The sequence below is a fragment of the Prevotella communis genome (assembly GCF_022024175.1).
In the GTDB taxonomy this organism is placed as follows: Bacteria; Bacteroidota; Bacteroidia; order Bacteroidales; family Bacteroidaceae; genus Prevotella; species Prevotella communis.
The window spans coordinates 1,174,631-1,190,110 of the sequence record NZ_CP091794.1 but is presented as its reverse complement, the minus strand read 5'-3'; the positions used below and the strand labels follow the sequence as shown (position 1 = coordinate 1,190,110).

Annotated in this window: 18 protein-coding genes; 7 read left to right on the top strand and 11 right to left on the bottom strand. The window is 48.8% G+C overall.

The window, feature by feature from the left end; genetic code table 11:
* Positions 1 to 5: 5 nt before the first annotated feature.
* A complete protein-coding gene (locus L6466_RS04720; protein ID WP_091817988.1) occupies positions 6 to 869 on the bottom strand; it encodes a zinc ribbon domain-containing protein in 864 nt (287 codons plus the stop codon).
* A 71-nt stretch (positions 870 to 940) separates the two neighbouring features.
* On the bottom strand, positions 941 to 1,717 hold the full coding sequence (locus L6466_RS04715; RefSeq protein ID WP_091852922.1) for a Nif3-like dinuclear metal center hexameric protein: 777 nt from the start codon (positions 1,715 to 1,717) through the stop codon (positions 941 to 943).
* 138 nt (positions 1,718 to 1,855) lie between these two features.
* Between L6466_RS04715 and cobU the strand changes: the two genes are divergently transcribed.
* The 4 genes from cobU (at position 1,856) to L6466_RS04695 (ending at position 5,708) form a co-directional block, all read left to right on the top strand.
* Entirely contained in the window at positions 1,856 to 2,377 is a 522-nt protein-coding gene (gene cobU / locus L6466_RS04710; protein WP_091817984.1) for a bifunctional adenosylcobinamide kinase/adenosylcobinamide-phosphate guanylyltransferase, read from the top strand.
* Positions 2,378 to 2,380: 3 nt separating this feature from the next.
* The gene (gene cobT, locus L6466_RS04705; RefSeq protein WP_091852919.1) at positions 2,381 to 3,439 is read left to right on the top strand and encodes a nicotinate-nucleotide--dimethylbenzimidazole phosphoribosyltransferase; all 1,059 of its coding nucleotides are present in this window, start codon (positions 2,381 to 2,383) and stop codon (positions 3,437 to 3,439) included.
* Positions 3,414 to 4,262, top strand: coding sequence for an adenosylcobinamide-GDP ribazoletransferase (locus tag L6466_RS04700; protein ID WP_091817981.1), 849 nt, complete (start codon positions 3,414 to 3,416; stop codon positions 4,260 to 4,262). Before cobT ends, L6466_RS04700 begins: the two co-directional genes overlap by 26 nt.
* 93 nt (positions 4,263 to 4,355) lie before the next feature.
* The gene (locus L6466_RS04695; protein ID WP_091852916.1) at positions 4,356 to 5,708 is read left to right on the top strand and encodes an aldo/keto reductase; all 1,353 of its coding nucleotides are present in this window, start codon (positions 4,356 to 4,358) and stop codon (positions 5,706 to 5,708) included.
* Between the two features lie 4 nt (positions 5,709 to 5,712).
* Here L6466_RS04695 and L6466_RS04690 read toward each other — a convergent pair whose 3' ends face one another.
* The gene (locus L6466_RS04690; protein ID WP_143005714.1) at positions 5,713 to 6,111 is read right to left on the bottom strand and encodes a hypothetical protein; all 399 of its coding nucleotides are present in this window, start codon (positions 6,109 to 6,111) and stop codon (positions 5,713 to 5,715) included.
* 124 nt (positions 6,112 to 6,235) lie between these two features.
* On the opposite strand from L6466_RS04690, the gene L6466_RS04685 reads away from it, so the two are divergent.
* Genes L6466_RS04685 through L6466_RS04675 form a run of 3 tightly spaced genes read left to right on the top strand, consistent with a single transcriptional unit; the run spans position 6,236 to position 9,548 of the window.
* The gene (locus L6466_RS04685; RefSeq protein WP_237801909.1) at positions 6,236 to 7,525 is read left to right on the top strand and encodes a histidine phosphatase family protein; all 1,290 of its coding nucleotides are present in this window, start codon (positions 6,236 to 6,238) and stop codon (positions 7,523 to 7,525) included.
* 24 nt (positions 7,526 to 7,549) lie between these two features.
* On the top strand, positions 7,550 to 9,061 hold the full coding sequence (locus L6466_RS04680; protein WP_091817973.1) for an alkaline phosphatase family protein: 1,512 nt from the start codon (positions 7,550 to 7,552) through the stop codon (positions 9,059 to 9,061).
* A gap of 19 nt (positions 9,062 to 9,080) precedes the next feature.
* Entirely contained in the window at positions 9,081 to 9,548 is a 468-nt protein-coding gene (locus tag L6466_RS04675; RefSeq protein ID WP_091817971.1) for a tetratricopeptide repeat protein, read from the top strand.
* A 63-nt stretch (positions 9,549 to 9,611) separates the two neighbouring features.
* On the opposite strand, the gene L6466_RS04670 is transcribed toward L6466_RS04675, so the two are convergent.
* From L6466_RS04670 to ffh, 8 genes are all read right to left on the bottom strand, one after another.
* Positions 9,612 to 10,157, bottom strand: coding sequence for a 2-oxoacid:ferredoxin oxidoreductase subunit gamma family protein (locus L6466_RS04670; RefSeq protein WP_091817969.1), 546 nt, complete (start codon positions 10,155 to 10,157; stop codon positions 9,612 to 9,614).
* A gap of 31 nt (positions 10,158 to 10,188) precedes the next feature.
* On the bottom strand, positions 10,189 to 10,959 hold the full coding sequence (locus L6466_RS04665) for a thiamine pyrophosphate-dependent enzyme (protein WP_091817968.1): 771 nt from the start codon (positions 10,957 to 10,959) through the stop codon (positions 10,189 to 10,191).
* Between the two features lie 4 nt (positions 10,960 to 10,963).
* Positions 10,964 to 12,046, bottom strand: a complete 1,083-nt coding sequence (locus L6466_RS04660) for a 3-methyl-2-oxobutanoate dehydrogenase subunit VorB (protein WP_091817966.1) — start codon at positions 12,044 to 12,046, stop codon at positions 10,964 to 10,966.
* Between the two features lie 3 nt (positions 12,047 to 12,049).
* Entirely contained in the window at positions 12,050 to 12,280 is a 231-nt protein-coding gene (locus tag L6466_RS04655; RefSeq protein ID WP_091817964.1) for a 4Fe-4S dicluster domain-containing protein, read from the bottom strand.
* A 179-nt stretch (positions 12,281 to 12,459) separates the two neighbouring features.
* Positions 12,460 to 12,825, bottom strand: coding sequence for a hypothetical protein (locus L6466_RS04650; protein ID WP_143005713.1), 366 nt, complete (start codon positions 12,823 to 12,825; stop codon positions 12,460 to 12,462).
* A 170-nt stretch (positions 12,826 to 12,995) separates the two neighbouring features.
* Positions 12,996 to 13,193, bottom strand: coding sequence for a tetratricopeptide repeat protein (locus tag L6466_RS04645; protein WP_091817959.1), 198 nt, complete (start codon positions 13,191 to 13,193; stop codon positions 12,996 to 12,998).
* A 10-nt stretch (positions 13,194 to 13,203) separates the two neighbouring features.
* Positions 13,204 to 14,082, bottom strand: coding sequence for a bifunctional methylenetetrahydrofolate dehydrogenase/methenyltetrahydrofolate cyclohydrolase FolD (gene folD, locus L6466_RS04640; protein ID WP_237801910.1), 879 nt, complete (start codon positions 14,080 to 14,082; stop codon positions 13,204 to 13,206).
* A 50-nt stretch (positions 14,083 to 14,132) separates the two neighbouring features.
* A complete protein-coding gene (ffh, locus tag L6466_RS04635) occupies positions 14,133 to 15,476 on the bottom strand; it encodes a signal recognition particle protein (RefSeq protein WP_237801911.1) in 1,344 nt (447 codons plus the stop codon).
* Positions 15,477 to 15,480 lie beyond the last annotated feature (4 nt).

Here is a 15,480-nt window from a genome sequence, read left to right as displayed (position 1 = left end):
TCCGCTTAAATCATATCGTTGGCATCGGTAGCCTTCTTTGAATTAGAAGTCTTACGAACACTTGCGCCTGTAGCGCGACGACGTGTAGTCTTCTTCTCCTCGGTAGCAGGCTTTTCAGTCTTAACGCCAGCCAGCTCCGGATCAATCAGAATACGTCCACAATATTCGCAAACGATAACCTTCTTATGCATCTTGATATCCAACTGACGCTGGGGCGGAATCTTGTTGAAGCAACCACCACAAGCATCACGCTGCACGTATACGATACCCAGACCATTGCGGGCATTCTTGCGGATACGCTTGAAAGAGGTAAGCAGACGTGGCTCAATCTTTGCCTCCAGTTCGTGAGCTTTCTCCTTCAGTTTCTCCTCCTCTGCGCGCGTCTCGTCCATAATCTCGTCAAGCTCGCTCTTCTTCAGATCCAGGTCGCCCTGCTTTTCCTGCAGCATGTTCTGGTTGCTCTGCAACTCTTCCTGCTTCTCAGCGATACGGTGCTGAGCCTCATTGATTTTCTTGTTACAAAGTTCGATTTCCAAACTCTGATACTCAATTTCCTTTGACAAGGTATCGTACTCACGGTTGTTACGTACCTCGTTAAGCTGCTGCTTGTAACGCTCAACACTGTTCTGAGCGTCAACAATCTCACCTTTTTTCTGAGAAATAGCACGGTCGAACTCTCCAATCTCACTCTCAATACGCTCAATACGCGTATTCAAACCTTCGATTTCTGCCTCCAAGTCCTCAACCTCGAGGGGAAGTTCACCACGCAAAGCCTTTTTCTCGTCGATAGCCGACAGGGCCTGCTGCAACTGGAAGAGGGTTTTCAGACGCTCTTCTACTGACAAATCTGTAGGATCTTTCTTTGCCATAATTTTCTTATTAATTTATATTGTTATCTCGTTATTTCGTTGTTCCGTAATCTCGTTATTACGTTATCACGTCAAAAATAAAAAATCGGATTCGTGATTGTCTCTGCTATCTCGCAGCGCACACCAGGACATTCCCTTTGAATAATCTCTTTAAAAATTTCCGAGGTAAACTGCTCACTCTCATAGTGACCGATGACGCAGATTTGAATCTCCTGCTCATGACCAAAGAATACATGGTAATGCATCTCGCCTGTGATAAAGGCATCAGCACCCTTGGCAATAGCCTCATCCAACATAAAATCGCCTGCGCCACCACAGATAGCCACTTTCTTCACAGGACGTGTCAGTAACTCATTGCAATGTGCACACTTCACGTCAAATCTCTCCTTCACCAGCGCGATAAAAGCCCTTGCCTCCATCGCTTCCGGCAGTTCTGCTATCACCATCGGTTGCTTGCTTTCTGCGCTCTCCGTGGTTTCTGTATGAACCCGCGCATCCAGTTTCTCAGCGATTTTAAAGTTCACGCCTCCCATTGCATTATCCATATTGGTATGCATGGAGATAACACAGACATCGTGCCTGATAGCCTTTCGTACTGTGCGCTGGACATCGTTCGCATCGCTCACCTGCTTCAATCCACGGAAGAGCAACGGGTGATGGCTCACCACCAAATTACATCCTTTGGCGATGGCCTCATCGACGATTTTTTCAGTCACGTCCAGACACAATAATGCCCCTGAAACCTCCGCCTCTGTTAATCCAATCTGCAGGCCAGCATTGTCCCAACTTTCCTGCAGCGGCAGGGGCGCGAACTGTTCAAGGGCGCTCAGCACTTGTTCTATTTTCACGCTTTTAGTCGCTTTTCGGTTGCAAAGTTACAACTTTTTTCGTAAGAAAAACGCTTCGCAACTTCATTTTTACCCTTCTTTAACAATTTAAGCGCTTTTCATTTGTCCATTTTCCAAATAAATCGTATCTTTGCAACGATGAAAAAACTGATTCTTATCACCGGTGGGCAGCGCTCCGGGAAGAGCATGCAGGCCGAGAAAATGGCGCTCGAAATGAGTCCCAATCCCATCTATATGGCTACGGCTCATATATGGGACGACGAGTTTCGCGAACGCGTGCGCCGTCATCAGGAACGACGCGGCCCCGAATGGACTAATATTGAAGAAGAAATATTCCTCTGTCGTCATGATGTATCAGGTCACGTAGTCTTGATTGATTGCGTCACTCTGTGGCTCACCAATCTATTCTTCGCAAAAGAAAATGAGCCCAGCAATTCTGTTGATGAAATCCTCGAATCTGCAAAAATCGAGTTTGACCGTTTCACCAGTCAAGAAGCCACCTTCATCTTCGTCACCAACGAAATAGGACTTGGCGGTGTGAGCGAGAATGCCTTGCAGCGCAAGTTTACTGACCTGCAAGGTTGGATGAACCAATATATTGCCCAAAAAGCCGACGAGGTGATACTCATGGTATCAGGAATAGCGGTAAAAATCAAATAAGTAATGATAACTAAAGACGAGATACAACACAAGATAGACAATCTGAACAAGCCGAAAGGTTCTTTGGGGCGTCTTGAAGAACTGGCTTTGCAGATTTGCCTGATTCAACAAACACTAGAGCCACGCCTTAACCATCCTTGTCACCTTCTTTTAGGCGGGGACCACGGCATTGAACGCGAGGGGGTCAGTGTATCACCTCGCGAGGTCACTTGGCAACAGATGATCAACTTCACACATGGAGGTGGTGGCGTCAACATGTTCTCTCGGCAACACGGTTTCGACCTTAGCATCGTCGACGTAGGCGTGGACTATGATCTTTCGCAGGTGCCTGGCATCCTCAATCGTAAGATAGCTCGAGGCACTAAGAATTTCCTCTATGAGCCCGCTATGAGCGAAGCCGAATATCAGCAAGCCATCAAAGTGGGTGCCGATTTAGTTGACGCCTGCAAAGGAAAAGGCTGTAACATCCTGAGTATCGGCGAGATGGGCATCGGCAATACATCACCTTCCAGTATCTGGATGCACCTCTTCTGCAACATCCCGTTGGAGGAATGCATTGGGGCTGGTTCTGGTCTCAACAACGACGGTATCCGCCATAAATACGAGGTTCTCTCAAAGGCGATAGCTGGGTTTTATGGGTCTAATGGGTCTAATAGGTCTAATGGGCAGCCCATAAAACCCATTCAGCCCATTAGCCCCATCCCCACGATTCTAGCCTACTTCGGTGGCTTTGAGATGGTGGCTGCTATCGGTGCTATGTTGCGTGCAGCAGAGCTTCGCATGATCATCCTTGTTGATGGCTTTATCATGACGGCCTGTGCACTAGCTGCCATCCAACTACGCCCCGAAGTAAAGGATTTCATGATTTTCGCCCACTGTGGCGACGAGAGCGGCCATAAGCGCATGCTTGACGCCATGGGAGCCAATTCCCTATTAAGCCTCGGTCTTCGGCTGGGCGAGGGCACAGGCGCACTCTGCGCCTACCCCATCGTGGATTCCGCAGTACGTATGATTAACGAAATGAACAATTTTCAAAATGCAAACATCACAAAATACTTTTAACAGCCACGGTTCTCCAAGGTCCTCCCTGGGGGCAAGATGGTATGACCGTCCCTGGGCAGCCTTCATTTTCTTCACACGTCTGCCCTTCTGGCGTCTCCACGAGCCTCCTCGTCAGTGCTACAACTCTGTGGTGGAATGGTGGCCACTCACAGGTTGGCTCACAAGTGGTGTAATGGCAGCCATCCTCTATTTCGGCCCCCAACTATCAATTTTCAGTTACCCATTATCAATTCTATTCGCCATCATCGCCCGCATCCTCATAACTGGTGCTCTCCATGAGGACGGACTGGCCGATTTCTTTGATGGCTTTGGTGGCGGTGGCAGCAATCGTGAGCGTATCCTCACCATCATGAAGGACTCCCACATAGGTACCTATGGTGTATTGAGTCTCATCCTCTATCTCGCCCTACTCTATCTCTGCCTCTATAGTATGACGCCACTCATAGCTGCCCTTACCGTACTGGCTGCTGACCCCTACGCAAAAATGTTGGGCGCCCAACTCACGCAGATGATGCCATATGCGCGTACAGAAGAAACCTCAAAAGCTCACACCATCTATCGTCGCATGAGTATCGTTTCCGGTCTGCTTCTTGCCCTGCAGGGACTGCTTCCCCTAGGCATCTATGTCTGGCTCAACTCTCAACTCTCAACTCTCAACTCTCAACTCTCTTGGGAGTGGCTGCTCTTCATACCATGCATCACCATGTATTTCCTCTATCGCTTTGTATGGCATCGCCTACGTGGCTATACAGGAGACTGCTGCGGTGCTTTTTTCCTGCTCATCGAATTGAGTTTCTACCTTGTTGTTGCAGTCAACCAATAAAAAAAAGAAAGAAATCTTTTGCAATCCAACCGACTTTTTGTATCTTTGCAAACACTTTTACGTGCAACTAAAAACTAAACACCCATATTATTTATGACTAAGAAAGAACAAATGGACATGAATCGCAGGCAATTTCTGAAGCGACTGGGCTTTGGAGCTGGTTCTGCTATGGCCTTGATGGCCATGGAGCCCCTGAATGTTCTAGCTAAAGAGAAAGATAAGACAACGGTGGAGAACCGTATGACCTATCGCGTGCAACACGGCTCAGGCGAACAAATCTCATTACTGGGCTTTGGTATGATGCGCCTGCCTAATAATCAGGACGAGGTAAACCGCTTGGTTGACTATGCCATAGAGCATGGCGTGAACTATTTCGACACAGCACCAATGTATATGGGCGGACAGTCGGAGGTACTCACCGGTAACGCTCTGGCCCGTCATCCCAGGGAGAAGTTCTACGTGGCCACAAAGATGTCAAACCAGAACCGACGCACATGGTCATTTGAGGAGTCTAAAGCCATGTACGAGCAGTCAATGGAACGCCTGAAGGTTGACCATATCGACTACTACCTGCTGCATGCTATTGGTGGCGGTATGGAATCACTAAAAGGACGCTTTCTTGACAATGGCATACTCGACTTCCTACTGAAGGAACGTGAGGCAGGCCGTATCAAGCATCTTGGTTTCTCTTATCATGGCGATGTACGCGACTTTGACTGGCTGCTGGATCATCAGGATGAGTATCATTGGGACTTCGTGCAGATTCAGATGAACTTCCTCGACTGGCGTCACGCCTCTATGCGTGGTGGGCGTCGTGCTGATGCAGATGCAGAGTATCTCTATGGAAAATGCGAGAAATTAGGGGTACAAAATGTGGTGATGGAGCCCCTTCGTGGTGGTGCCTTCGGACGCATGGCACAGGAGTTGACAGATCAGTTGAAAGCCGTTCATCCAGACGACAGCACAGCACGCTGGGCATTCCGCTGGGTGGGCAGCCACAACAACATACTGACCACACTAAGTGGCATGAATCGCATGGACCATTTGGAGGATAATATTAAGACTTTTTCACCATTGGATCCCTGCACCGAACAGGAAAACATACTCCTAGCCGAGATTGCCGACCAGATGTCAGGCATCCCCACCATCCCTTGTACAGCCTGCGAATATTGCATGCCTTGCCCGTATGGCGTAGATATCCCAGGCAACTTTGCAGCTTATAATGAGGCAGTAAACACTCACCTGCTGCCTTTACCACACAAGGAAGCAGCCGACTATGCCAAGCGTCAGCAAGCCTTTATTGACGAATACAAGAAAGCACTGCCTGATGACAAGAAATGGGCATCACGCTGTCAAGACTGCGAAGTCTGCCTGTCAAAATGTCCACAACAGATTCGCATTCCCAATCAGATGGCTCGCATCGTTGAGACGCTGCGAAAACGCTAATCGATTATTTTGAGAACAACCCTTTAAAGAAGCCGCCGACAGCACTACCTACCCTGCCGGTGGCTTTTGCTATACTGTCGCCAGTTGCCTCGAGGCCCTCGCCCAAACGGTCACCACGATAAGACAGAAGTTTCTTTGTAAAGCGACCTTTTAGCTTGTTATACTCCTCAACCTGCTTACCTGTGAGCTGTGGCTTAATCTGGCGATACTGTTTCATCAGCGTGTCCTGGCGCGCAATGAGCGAGTCGGCCATCGTTTTGGTAAACGTGGGCTGTTTCTCCACAAAAGCCGCAAACTGGCGATATGCTGTCATAAATTGCAGGGTATCATTCTTCTGGGTAGTCTGAGCGCTAACTGTGGTCAGCATCATCAGAGCTATGATAGTCAGTGATATTTTTTTCATAATCTTTTCACCTTTTCAATTTTTCCATTTTGTGTGCAAATATACAACTTTATACACTAATTACTTTGACCTTTGACATTTTTTTAGTAATTTTGCGACCATAAAACTTAAAACATCAAAACGTATGAAAAAAATATTAACCATCCTTTTGTTGGGCTCTACCTTGACCATTACAGCCCAGACAGCCCGTGAAGAAATCAAAGTCAACCCCTGGTTGGCAGGTTCTAATTATTTGGACTACGACCGCCAGTTGCCCGACTTTAACTATACGAAGGCACCTAAGGGCTATGTGCCTTTCTATTTCACCCACTACGGACGTCACGGCTCCCGTTGGCTTATCGGTAAGGACGATTACGAACGCGTACTGCGCCCGCTGCGCAAGGCCAACGAGCAAGGGAAACTGACTGTCGAAGGCAAGAAAGCGCTGCAACTGCTGGAGACATTTAATAAGACCACTAACAAGCGTTTGGGCGACCTGACTACCGTTGGTGAGCGTCAGCATCACGGCATCGGCAAACGCATAGCACAGCATTTCCCTGAGATTTTCCTGACGAAGAATCTGGCTATTGATGCCCGCAGCACGGTGGTGACGCGCTGTATCCTGTCAATGGTGGCCGAGTGCGAGGAACTGATGGCTGCCAACCCCACGGCCCGCATCCACAACGACGTGAGCGAGAGCCTGCAGTACTATCTTAATCAGGGACATGAAGGTAAGGTGAAAGAGGCCAACAGACATATAGACTGGAGTAAGCTCAATGAATTCAGCGACAGCAAGACGCACCCAGAGCGACTGATGAAGGTGCTGTTTAACGACGAGAAATGGGCAGCCGACAGCATACGCCAAGGCTCACTGATGCGCAACCTCTACGAGATGGTCATCAACATGCAGAGCCATGAGGATGGCCCAGACATGCTCTATCTCTTCACCGAAGAGGAGCGTTATGATCAGTGGTGCATCGCAAATGCCAGTTGGTATGTGCGCTATGCCAACTCGCCCATGACGGACAATAAGATGCCCTTCAGTCAGTACAACCTGCTAAGAAACATCATCGAGACAGCCGACACCTGCGTGGCACTTGGAAAGCCGCAAGCCACCATGCGCTTTGGTCATGAGGTATGCGTATTACCTTTGGCTTGTCTGATGGAACTAGGCAATAGCAACGCCAGCATCGATGACCTCAACGAACTGGACAAGAAATGGCAGAACTATAAGATTTTCCCCATGGCTTGCAATATCCAGCTCATTTTCTACAAGCCCAAGAAGGGCAATGGCGATATCCTGGTGAAGGCACTGCTCAATGAGCGTGAAGTAACACTGCCTGTTGCTGCCACTGAAACGCCGTTCTACTACAAGTGGAACGACCTGCGACAATACTGGACAAACAAACTTGATAAATTTAAAGAGGAGAAATAAAGATTTTAAGAACACATAATTGATATGAAGAGATTATTCTTTCTAATTTGTTTTCTGTTGACCATTACCTTCTCGGTGCACGCACAGAAGCAGTTTGGAGAACGCCCCAAACTTGTGGTAGGTGTCGTTGTTGACCAGATGCGTTGGGACTACCTGAGTCGTTATTTCAACCAGATGCCGCCAGGTGGACTGAAACGCCTTATCAATGAGGGTTACTCGTGCAACAACTGTTTGATAAATTACATTCCTACAGTTACGGCTATCGGACACACGTCCATCTATACTGGCACGACACCGGCCTTTCATGGCATCTGCGGCAACTCGTTCTATGTTGACGGCGAAAGTGTAGGATGCGTCAGCGACAAGCGTGTGCAAAGCGTTGGTTCCGACACGAAGAAAGGACAGTCGTCGCCCCATCTGCTTCTTGCATCGACCATTGGCGACCAACTACGTTTACACACAGACTTCCAGTCCAAGGTCATTGGTGTCAGCTACAAGGATCGTGCAGCCATCCTGCCAGCCGGTCGTAGTGCCAACGCCGCTTTCTGGTTCGACAATACCTCTGGCTGCTTTGTCAGCAGCACTTACTACATGCAGGAATTGCCTGATTATGCTAAGAAGATAAACGCCCAGTTAGCCAAGAACGAAGAACTGAAGAAGGTGGGACAGGATGTGTCGCTCTCACCTCTCTGCGGTCATCTCATCACCGATATGGCTATCGCAGCCCTAAAGGGCGAGAACCTGGGGCGCAACGGCACTACGGACATGCTCTGTGTCAGTTATTCTCAGACGGATGCTATCGGACATAAATGGGCTACACGTGGCGAACACACAGACGAGGCCTACAGGGAACTGGATAAGGACATCAAGCGCTTGCTCATGGCACTCGATGCACAGGTGGGTCACGAGAACTACCTGCTTTTCCTCACTGCCGACCATGGTGGTGCTCACAACTGGAAATTCATGCAGGATCACAAGCTCAATGGTGGCAAGTGGCTCTATCAGGACTACCAAAAGCAGGCCGAGGCCTACATTGCCAAGAAGTTAGGTGCCACGAAGAATGTCATTAAGGATATCACCGTTCTTCGCATTTATCTGGACCACCAGTCCATTGCCGACCAGAATTTGAAACTCGACGACGTGAAACAATGCCTCACCGAGTTCTTCCGCACAGCCCCCAATGTAGTCCAAGTGGTTGACTACGAGAAAGTACGCACCAGCAGTCTGCCTGAGCGACTGATGAACATGGCGCTCATGGGATACCATCCCCGCCGTTCTGGTGATATGCTCATCATTGTTGAACCCGGATACTATGAATATGGCGACTGGTCATCACCCGTAGGCACCACCCACGGTTCATGGAATCCTTACGATGCCCACATCCCCCTACTCTTCTATGGCTGGCATATCAAGCATGGTGCCACTCGTCGTGAGGTGCACATCAATGACATTGCCCCCACAGTGTGCCAGATGCTGAGCATCCAGCAGCCCAACGCCTGCTCTGGCGAAGCCATCCTGGAAGTGATTGAGAATTGACAATTGATAATTGATAATTATGAAGAGACTGATTTATCTTTGTATACTGTTGATGTGTAGCATCAGCATAAGCGCACAGAGTGCCGACAAACTCTACGACGAGGGCAAGAAACTCTACGATCAGGAACAGTATAAAGAGGCTGTACCCAAATTGCAGGCTGCAGCCGATAAAGGTCACAAGAAGGCACAGTACCGTTTAGGTCGCTGCTACGACAAAGGCCATGGCGTGAAGGAGAACGACCAGAAAGCCTTTGAGCTCTATCAGAAATCAGCCAAACAAGACTACGCCAAGGCCATGTTTCAACTGGGCAAATGCTATATGAAGGGCAAAGGCGTGGCTGCTAACCAGGAGGAGGCACGCAAATGGATAAAGCGCGCTATCAGCGACGAGAAGCACGGCGACGAGATTCTTAAAGACCTGCGTAAAGCTAAAGCCGATGGTGAGGAAGCCACCCGCATCCTGACACTCATAGGCAAGAACAAATAAAACAATAAAAGGGAACCATCGCGGTTCCCTTTTATCTTAATTATTATTCACTGATTACCTTTCTTACTTCACTTCCTCAATAATCTTAGCTCCTTCTTTCAGGGCCTCCATATTCAGAGGAATCAGTCCGTGATGACGCTCAGGCAGGGTCTTGTAGAGAGCTTTCTCCACGCCCTTGTCACTAACCACCGGAGCCACTTTCAGAAGTCCGCCAAGGATAATCATATTAAACACCTTGCTATTCTTCATCTCCGCAGCCTTATCCATAGCGTTAATCTCATAGACAGTGATGTCCTTACGCGTGGGCTTGTTGATAATACCAAAGCCGTCGTAGATGAGAATACCACCAGGTTTGATCTTTGGCTCGAACTTCTCCAGTGAGGGCTGGTTGAGCACCACGGCAATGTCGTACTTACTGAGGATGGGTGAAGAGATGCGCTCATCACTCACAATCACCGTCACGTTGGCTGTACCACCACGCTGCTCAGGACCGTAAGCAGGCATCCATGTTACCTCCTTATCCTCCATCAGTCCACTATAGGCCAGAATCTTACCCATTGAAAGTACACCCTGACCTCCGAAACCTGAAATAATTATCTCTTTCTTCATCTTTTCTTAATTCTTAATTCTTAACTCTTAATTAAAGATTCGTAGTATCTTTCAGGTCACCTTTGGGATAGAAGGGGAACATATTCTCCTTCATCCATTCGTTAGCCTTAGCGGGGGTCAGCTTCCAACCACTGTTACAGGTAGAGACAAACTCCACGAGAGAAGAACCCTTACCAGCCATAGAAGCCTCGAAAGCCTTACGCAGCGCCTTCTTCGCCTTGTTGATAGAAGCCACGCTCTCTACGCTCTGACGAGTCACATAGCAGGTTCCCTCCAACTGAGCAGCGATATCAGCCATTTTCAGTGGATAACCGTGAATCTCAGGATCACGTCCATAAGGACAGGTAGAGGTCTTCTGGCCAATCAGCGTTGTAGGAGCCATCTGACCACCCGTCATACCATAGATAGCATTGTTGACGAAGATAATCACGATATTCTCACCACGGTTCAAGGCATGGATGGTCTCACAGGTACCGATACATGCCAGGTCACCATCACCCTGATAGGTGAAGACCAGACGATCAGGCCAGGTACGCTTGATACCCGTGGCCAGTGCGGGAGCACGTCCATGGGCAGCCTCCTGCCAGTCGATATCAATATAATTGTAGGCGAATACGGCACAGCCTACGGGCGATACACCTACGGCCTTGTCTGCCATTCCCATCTCTTCGATGACTTCGGCCACAAGTTTATGTACTACACCATGGCTACAGCCAGGGCAGTAGTGCATATTATTGTCGTTCATCAGCGTCGGCTTCTTGCAGACGATATTCTCTGGTTGAACTATTTGATTTCTATCCATAACCTTACATTACCTTCTTAAGTGCATTAACAATTTCCTCTGGATCGGGAACGATACCTCCCAGACGTCCGAACTGCTCCACGGGCACAGCACCGTTCACAGCGAGACGTACGTCCTGTACCATCTGACCAGCGTTAATCTCAGCTACAAGAATACCCTTCACCTTCTTAGAGAGCTCAGCAATCTGCTTCTCAGGGAAGGGGAACAGCGTGATAGGACGGAACAAACCGACCTTAATACCTTGCTCACGGGCAATCTCTACGCTCTTCTCTGCAATACGGGCGGCACTACCGAAAGCTACGATAGCATACTCGGCATCGTCCATCTGCTGCTGCTCAAAACGCACCTCGTTCTCCTGAATCTTGCGATATTTCTCCTGCAGAGCCAGGTTACGCTTCTCCATGGCCTCAGGCTTCAGCTCCAACGAGGTAATCACCACGCGCTCACGGTTCTTGGGCTTACCAGTAGAAGCCCAGGGGCACTCCTTGATGACCTCCTCGTCAGTACGACGGGGCTTGAAAGGAGGCAGCACCACCTTCTCCATCATCTGACCAATGACACCATCACTCAGAATCATGGCAGGGTTGCGATACTTGAATGCCAACTCAAAGGCGAGGTCCACGAAATCAGCCATCTCCTGTACAGAAGAGGGAGCCAGGACAATCACCTTGTAGTCACCATTACCACCACCACGGGTAGCCTGATTATAGTCACCCTGTGAAGGCTGGATAGTACCCAGACCAGGACCACCACGCTGCACATTGACAAACACACCAGGCACTTCGGCACCAGCCATATAGGTGATACCTTCCTGCATCAAGGCGATACCAGGAGATGATGATGAGGTCATAGCACGCTTACCGGCACCGGCAGCACCATAAACCATATAAATAGAGGCCAGCTCGCTCTCTGCCTGAACCACCTGCATACCAGTGGTCTCCCAAGGCTTCAACTCAGCCAGCGTCTCAATCACCTCACTCTGCGGAGTAATAGGATAGCCGAAATAGCCGTCGCATCCGCATCGAATAGCAGCGTGGGCAATAGCCTCGTTGCCTTTCATCAACACAACTTCTCTTTCTTCTGCCATAGTTTATTCCTCCACTTTTTTACGATACACGGTGATACAGCCATCTGGGCAGACAATGCCACACGAAGCACAGCCCACACAGGCTTCCTCGTTGACAGCCTCCACATAGGGATAACCGTGCAGATTAACTTTGTTGGCCAGGGCGATAACCTTCTGAGGGCAGGCGATGACGCAGAGACTGCATCCCTTACACCTCTCGGTATTCACCTCAATAGCGCCTTTCATTTTTGCCATATTGTATTTGTTTAACGCATTAACCTCTTACGAAATTGGCTGCAAAGGTACTAATTTGTAAGCAAAATGCAAAAGAAAATAGCCTTTTTCTTTCCATTTTTCCATTTTATATGACAATAAGCAAAAAAAGACATCGGGGGAACATTGCTGCTCCCCCGACATCTCCTTTCATTAGGTTTCTAAAGACCTTTGTTTCTTAGTGTGGTGCCCAGTAGTGTCATGTAGGTTTCAAACTGCTCATCATTGAGCACCCTGCGCATCTGCTGTGCATCCTTGCGCACGGCCTGATGGATCAGGTGGCGGCGCTGAAGGCCTCTTGACGTTGCGGCTTCCTGTACCTCGTTATTAAAGCAGTTCTGAATCACTTCTACGGTCTCCATCTGTTCAAATGTCAAACCCAGTTTCACTGCCAAACGGTGCATGTCGAAACTCATGTCGTAGCTCACAGGCTGTCTGTCAAACATCATTCTGTGACTTGGTGTCGTCTCGGCGAAACCCATTGCAAACGTCATCACTGTTACCACTGTTAAAACAACCTTCTTCATAATTTGTTTCCTTTCCCTTTTTATAAGTTATTAATATCGAAATGTTATCCTGTTTTCTGTATATATGACGCAGAAGTCTGGAAAAGGTTTAAACCCAGAACTAAAAAAAAGTTTTCAACTCACTGGAAACACCCGTAAATACAGGTAAAAAAAATCCTCAGGGGCTTTCCCTAAGGATTATACATATCTTTACAATAGAATGCCATAATATCGTCAAGCATACGCTTGGCCTCGACAGCCGGGCTGTCGGGGTCAAGCTCTATGGCTCGTATATAGCAGTTGATGGCCTCATGCCATTTGGATTCTTTACGAAAGGCATTGCCCTTTTCGTACCACTCTTGAGCGGAAGCAAATTTTTCACTTTTCACTTTTCCTTTTTCACTTATAATACTCTTTCTTGCCAGCAGCAAGTGTATTCTTCATCAGCGAACAGATAGTCATCGGACCAACGCCACCAGGAACAGGCGTGATGAATGAGCACTTAGGTGCCACCTCATCAAACTTCACATCGCCTGTCAGGCGGAAGCCACTCTTACGGGTTGCATCGGGCACACGGGTTGTACCTACGTCAACAATCACAGCACCATCCTTCACCATATCAGCTGTCACAAACTCAGGACTACCAATAGCAGCGATGATGATATCAGCAGCGCGACACTCCTCTTTCAGGGTCTTTGAGCGTGAGTGACATACGGTCACGGTAGAGTCACCATACTGTTTCTGCATCATCAGCTGAGCCATGGGTTTACCAACGATATTACTACGGCCAAGAATAACGCACTTCTTTCCAGAGGTCTCTATGCCATAGCGCTTCAGCAGGGTAATGATGCCCAGAGGTGTAGCCGAGATAAAGCAGGGCAGTCCGATAGCCATACGCCCCACATTGATAGGATGAAAGCCATCTACATCCTTACGATAGTCGATAGCCTCGATAACTTTCTGCTCGTCGATGTGCTTGGGCAAAGGAAGCTGTACGATGAAGCCATCTACATCGTCATCCTTATTCAACTTGTCCACACAGGCCAGGAGTTCCTCCTCCGTGATGTCGTCCTCATAGCGGATGAGGGTCGATTTGAAACCGCAGGCCTCACAAGCCAGCACCTTGTTCTTCACGTAGGTCTCAGAACCACCGTCATGGCCCACCAACACTGCAGCCAGATGAGGCTGTTTGCCACCCTTGGCCATAATGGCCTTCACTTCCTCGGCAATCTCGGCCTTAATAGCAGTTGCCGTTGCTTTTCCGTCAATTAATTGCATATTACTCGTTTAGTTCTTTAATGTCATAAAAAGCCATGAAGCGGCCCCGTTTAGGGTCGCTTCATGTTTTTCATAGCCGCAGCCATCTGCGCCATTTTTCCTTTATCCATACCGCTTACCATCTTCATCATCTTCTTGGTCTGGTCAAACTGCTTCAGCAGGCGGTTCACCTCTTCAAGCTTGGTGCCAGAACCCTTGGCAATGCGGATCTTTCTGCTCTGATTGATGATATCCGGATTTGAGCGCTCCTTGGGAGTCATCGAGTTGATGATAGCCTCAATGCCCTTGAAAGCATTATCATCGATGTCCACATCCTTCAGAGCCTTGCCCACACCAGGAATCATGCCGGCCAGTTCCTTGATATTACCCATCTTCTTAATCTGCTGAATTTGGGCCATGAAGTCGTTGAAGTCGAACTTGTTCTTACGGATTTTCTTCTCCAACTCACGTGCCTGCTTCTCGTCAAACTGCTGTTGGGCGCGCTCTACCAGTGAGACCACGTCACCCATACCCAGGATACGGTCGGCCATACGCTCGGGGTGGAACACGTCAATAGCCTCCATCTTCTCACCCGTACCAACGAACTTGATAGGTTTCGTTACCACGGTGCGGATACTCAGGGCAGCACCACCACGGGTATCACCATCGAGCTTGGTCAGCACCACGCCATCAAAATCCAGACGGTCGTTGAACTCCTTGGCGGTGTTCACAGCATCCTGACCAGTCATCGAGTCAACCACAAACAGGGTCTCGTCAGGATTAATGGCCTGCTTCAGGTTAGAGATCTCGTTCATCATCTCCTCGTCAACAGCCAGACGACCGGCGGTATCGACGATGACCACGGTGTAGCTCTCCTGCTTAGCCTTACGGATAGCATTCTGGGCAATCTCTACCACATCCTTATTACCTTCCTCGGTATAGACATCCACGCCTACGGTCTCAGCCACAACCTTCAACTGCTCAATAGCTGCAGGACGATACACGTCACAAGCTACCAACAGGGGCTTCTTGTGCTGACGGTCCTTCAACATCTTAGCCAGTTTACCTGTAAAGGTGGTCTTACCAGAACCCTGCAGACCAGACATCAGGATGATAGCGGGACGATTCTCAAGGTTGAGCTCTACAGCCTTGCCACCCATGAGTTCTGTCAACTCATCATGCACAATCTTCACCATCAACTGACTTGGTTTGATAGCTGTGAGCACATTCATACCCATAGCTTTCTGCTTCACCGTATCAGTGAACTGCTTGGCTACCTTATAGTTTACGTCGGCATCCAACAGGGCGCGACGCACGTCCTTCAAAGTCTCGGCAACATTAATTTCGGTGATCTTTCCTTCACCTTTCAGTATCTTGAACGACCGTTCCAGTCGCTCACTCAAATTCTCAAACATATTT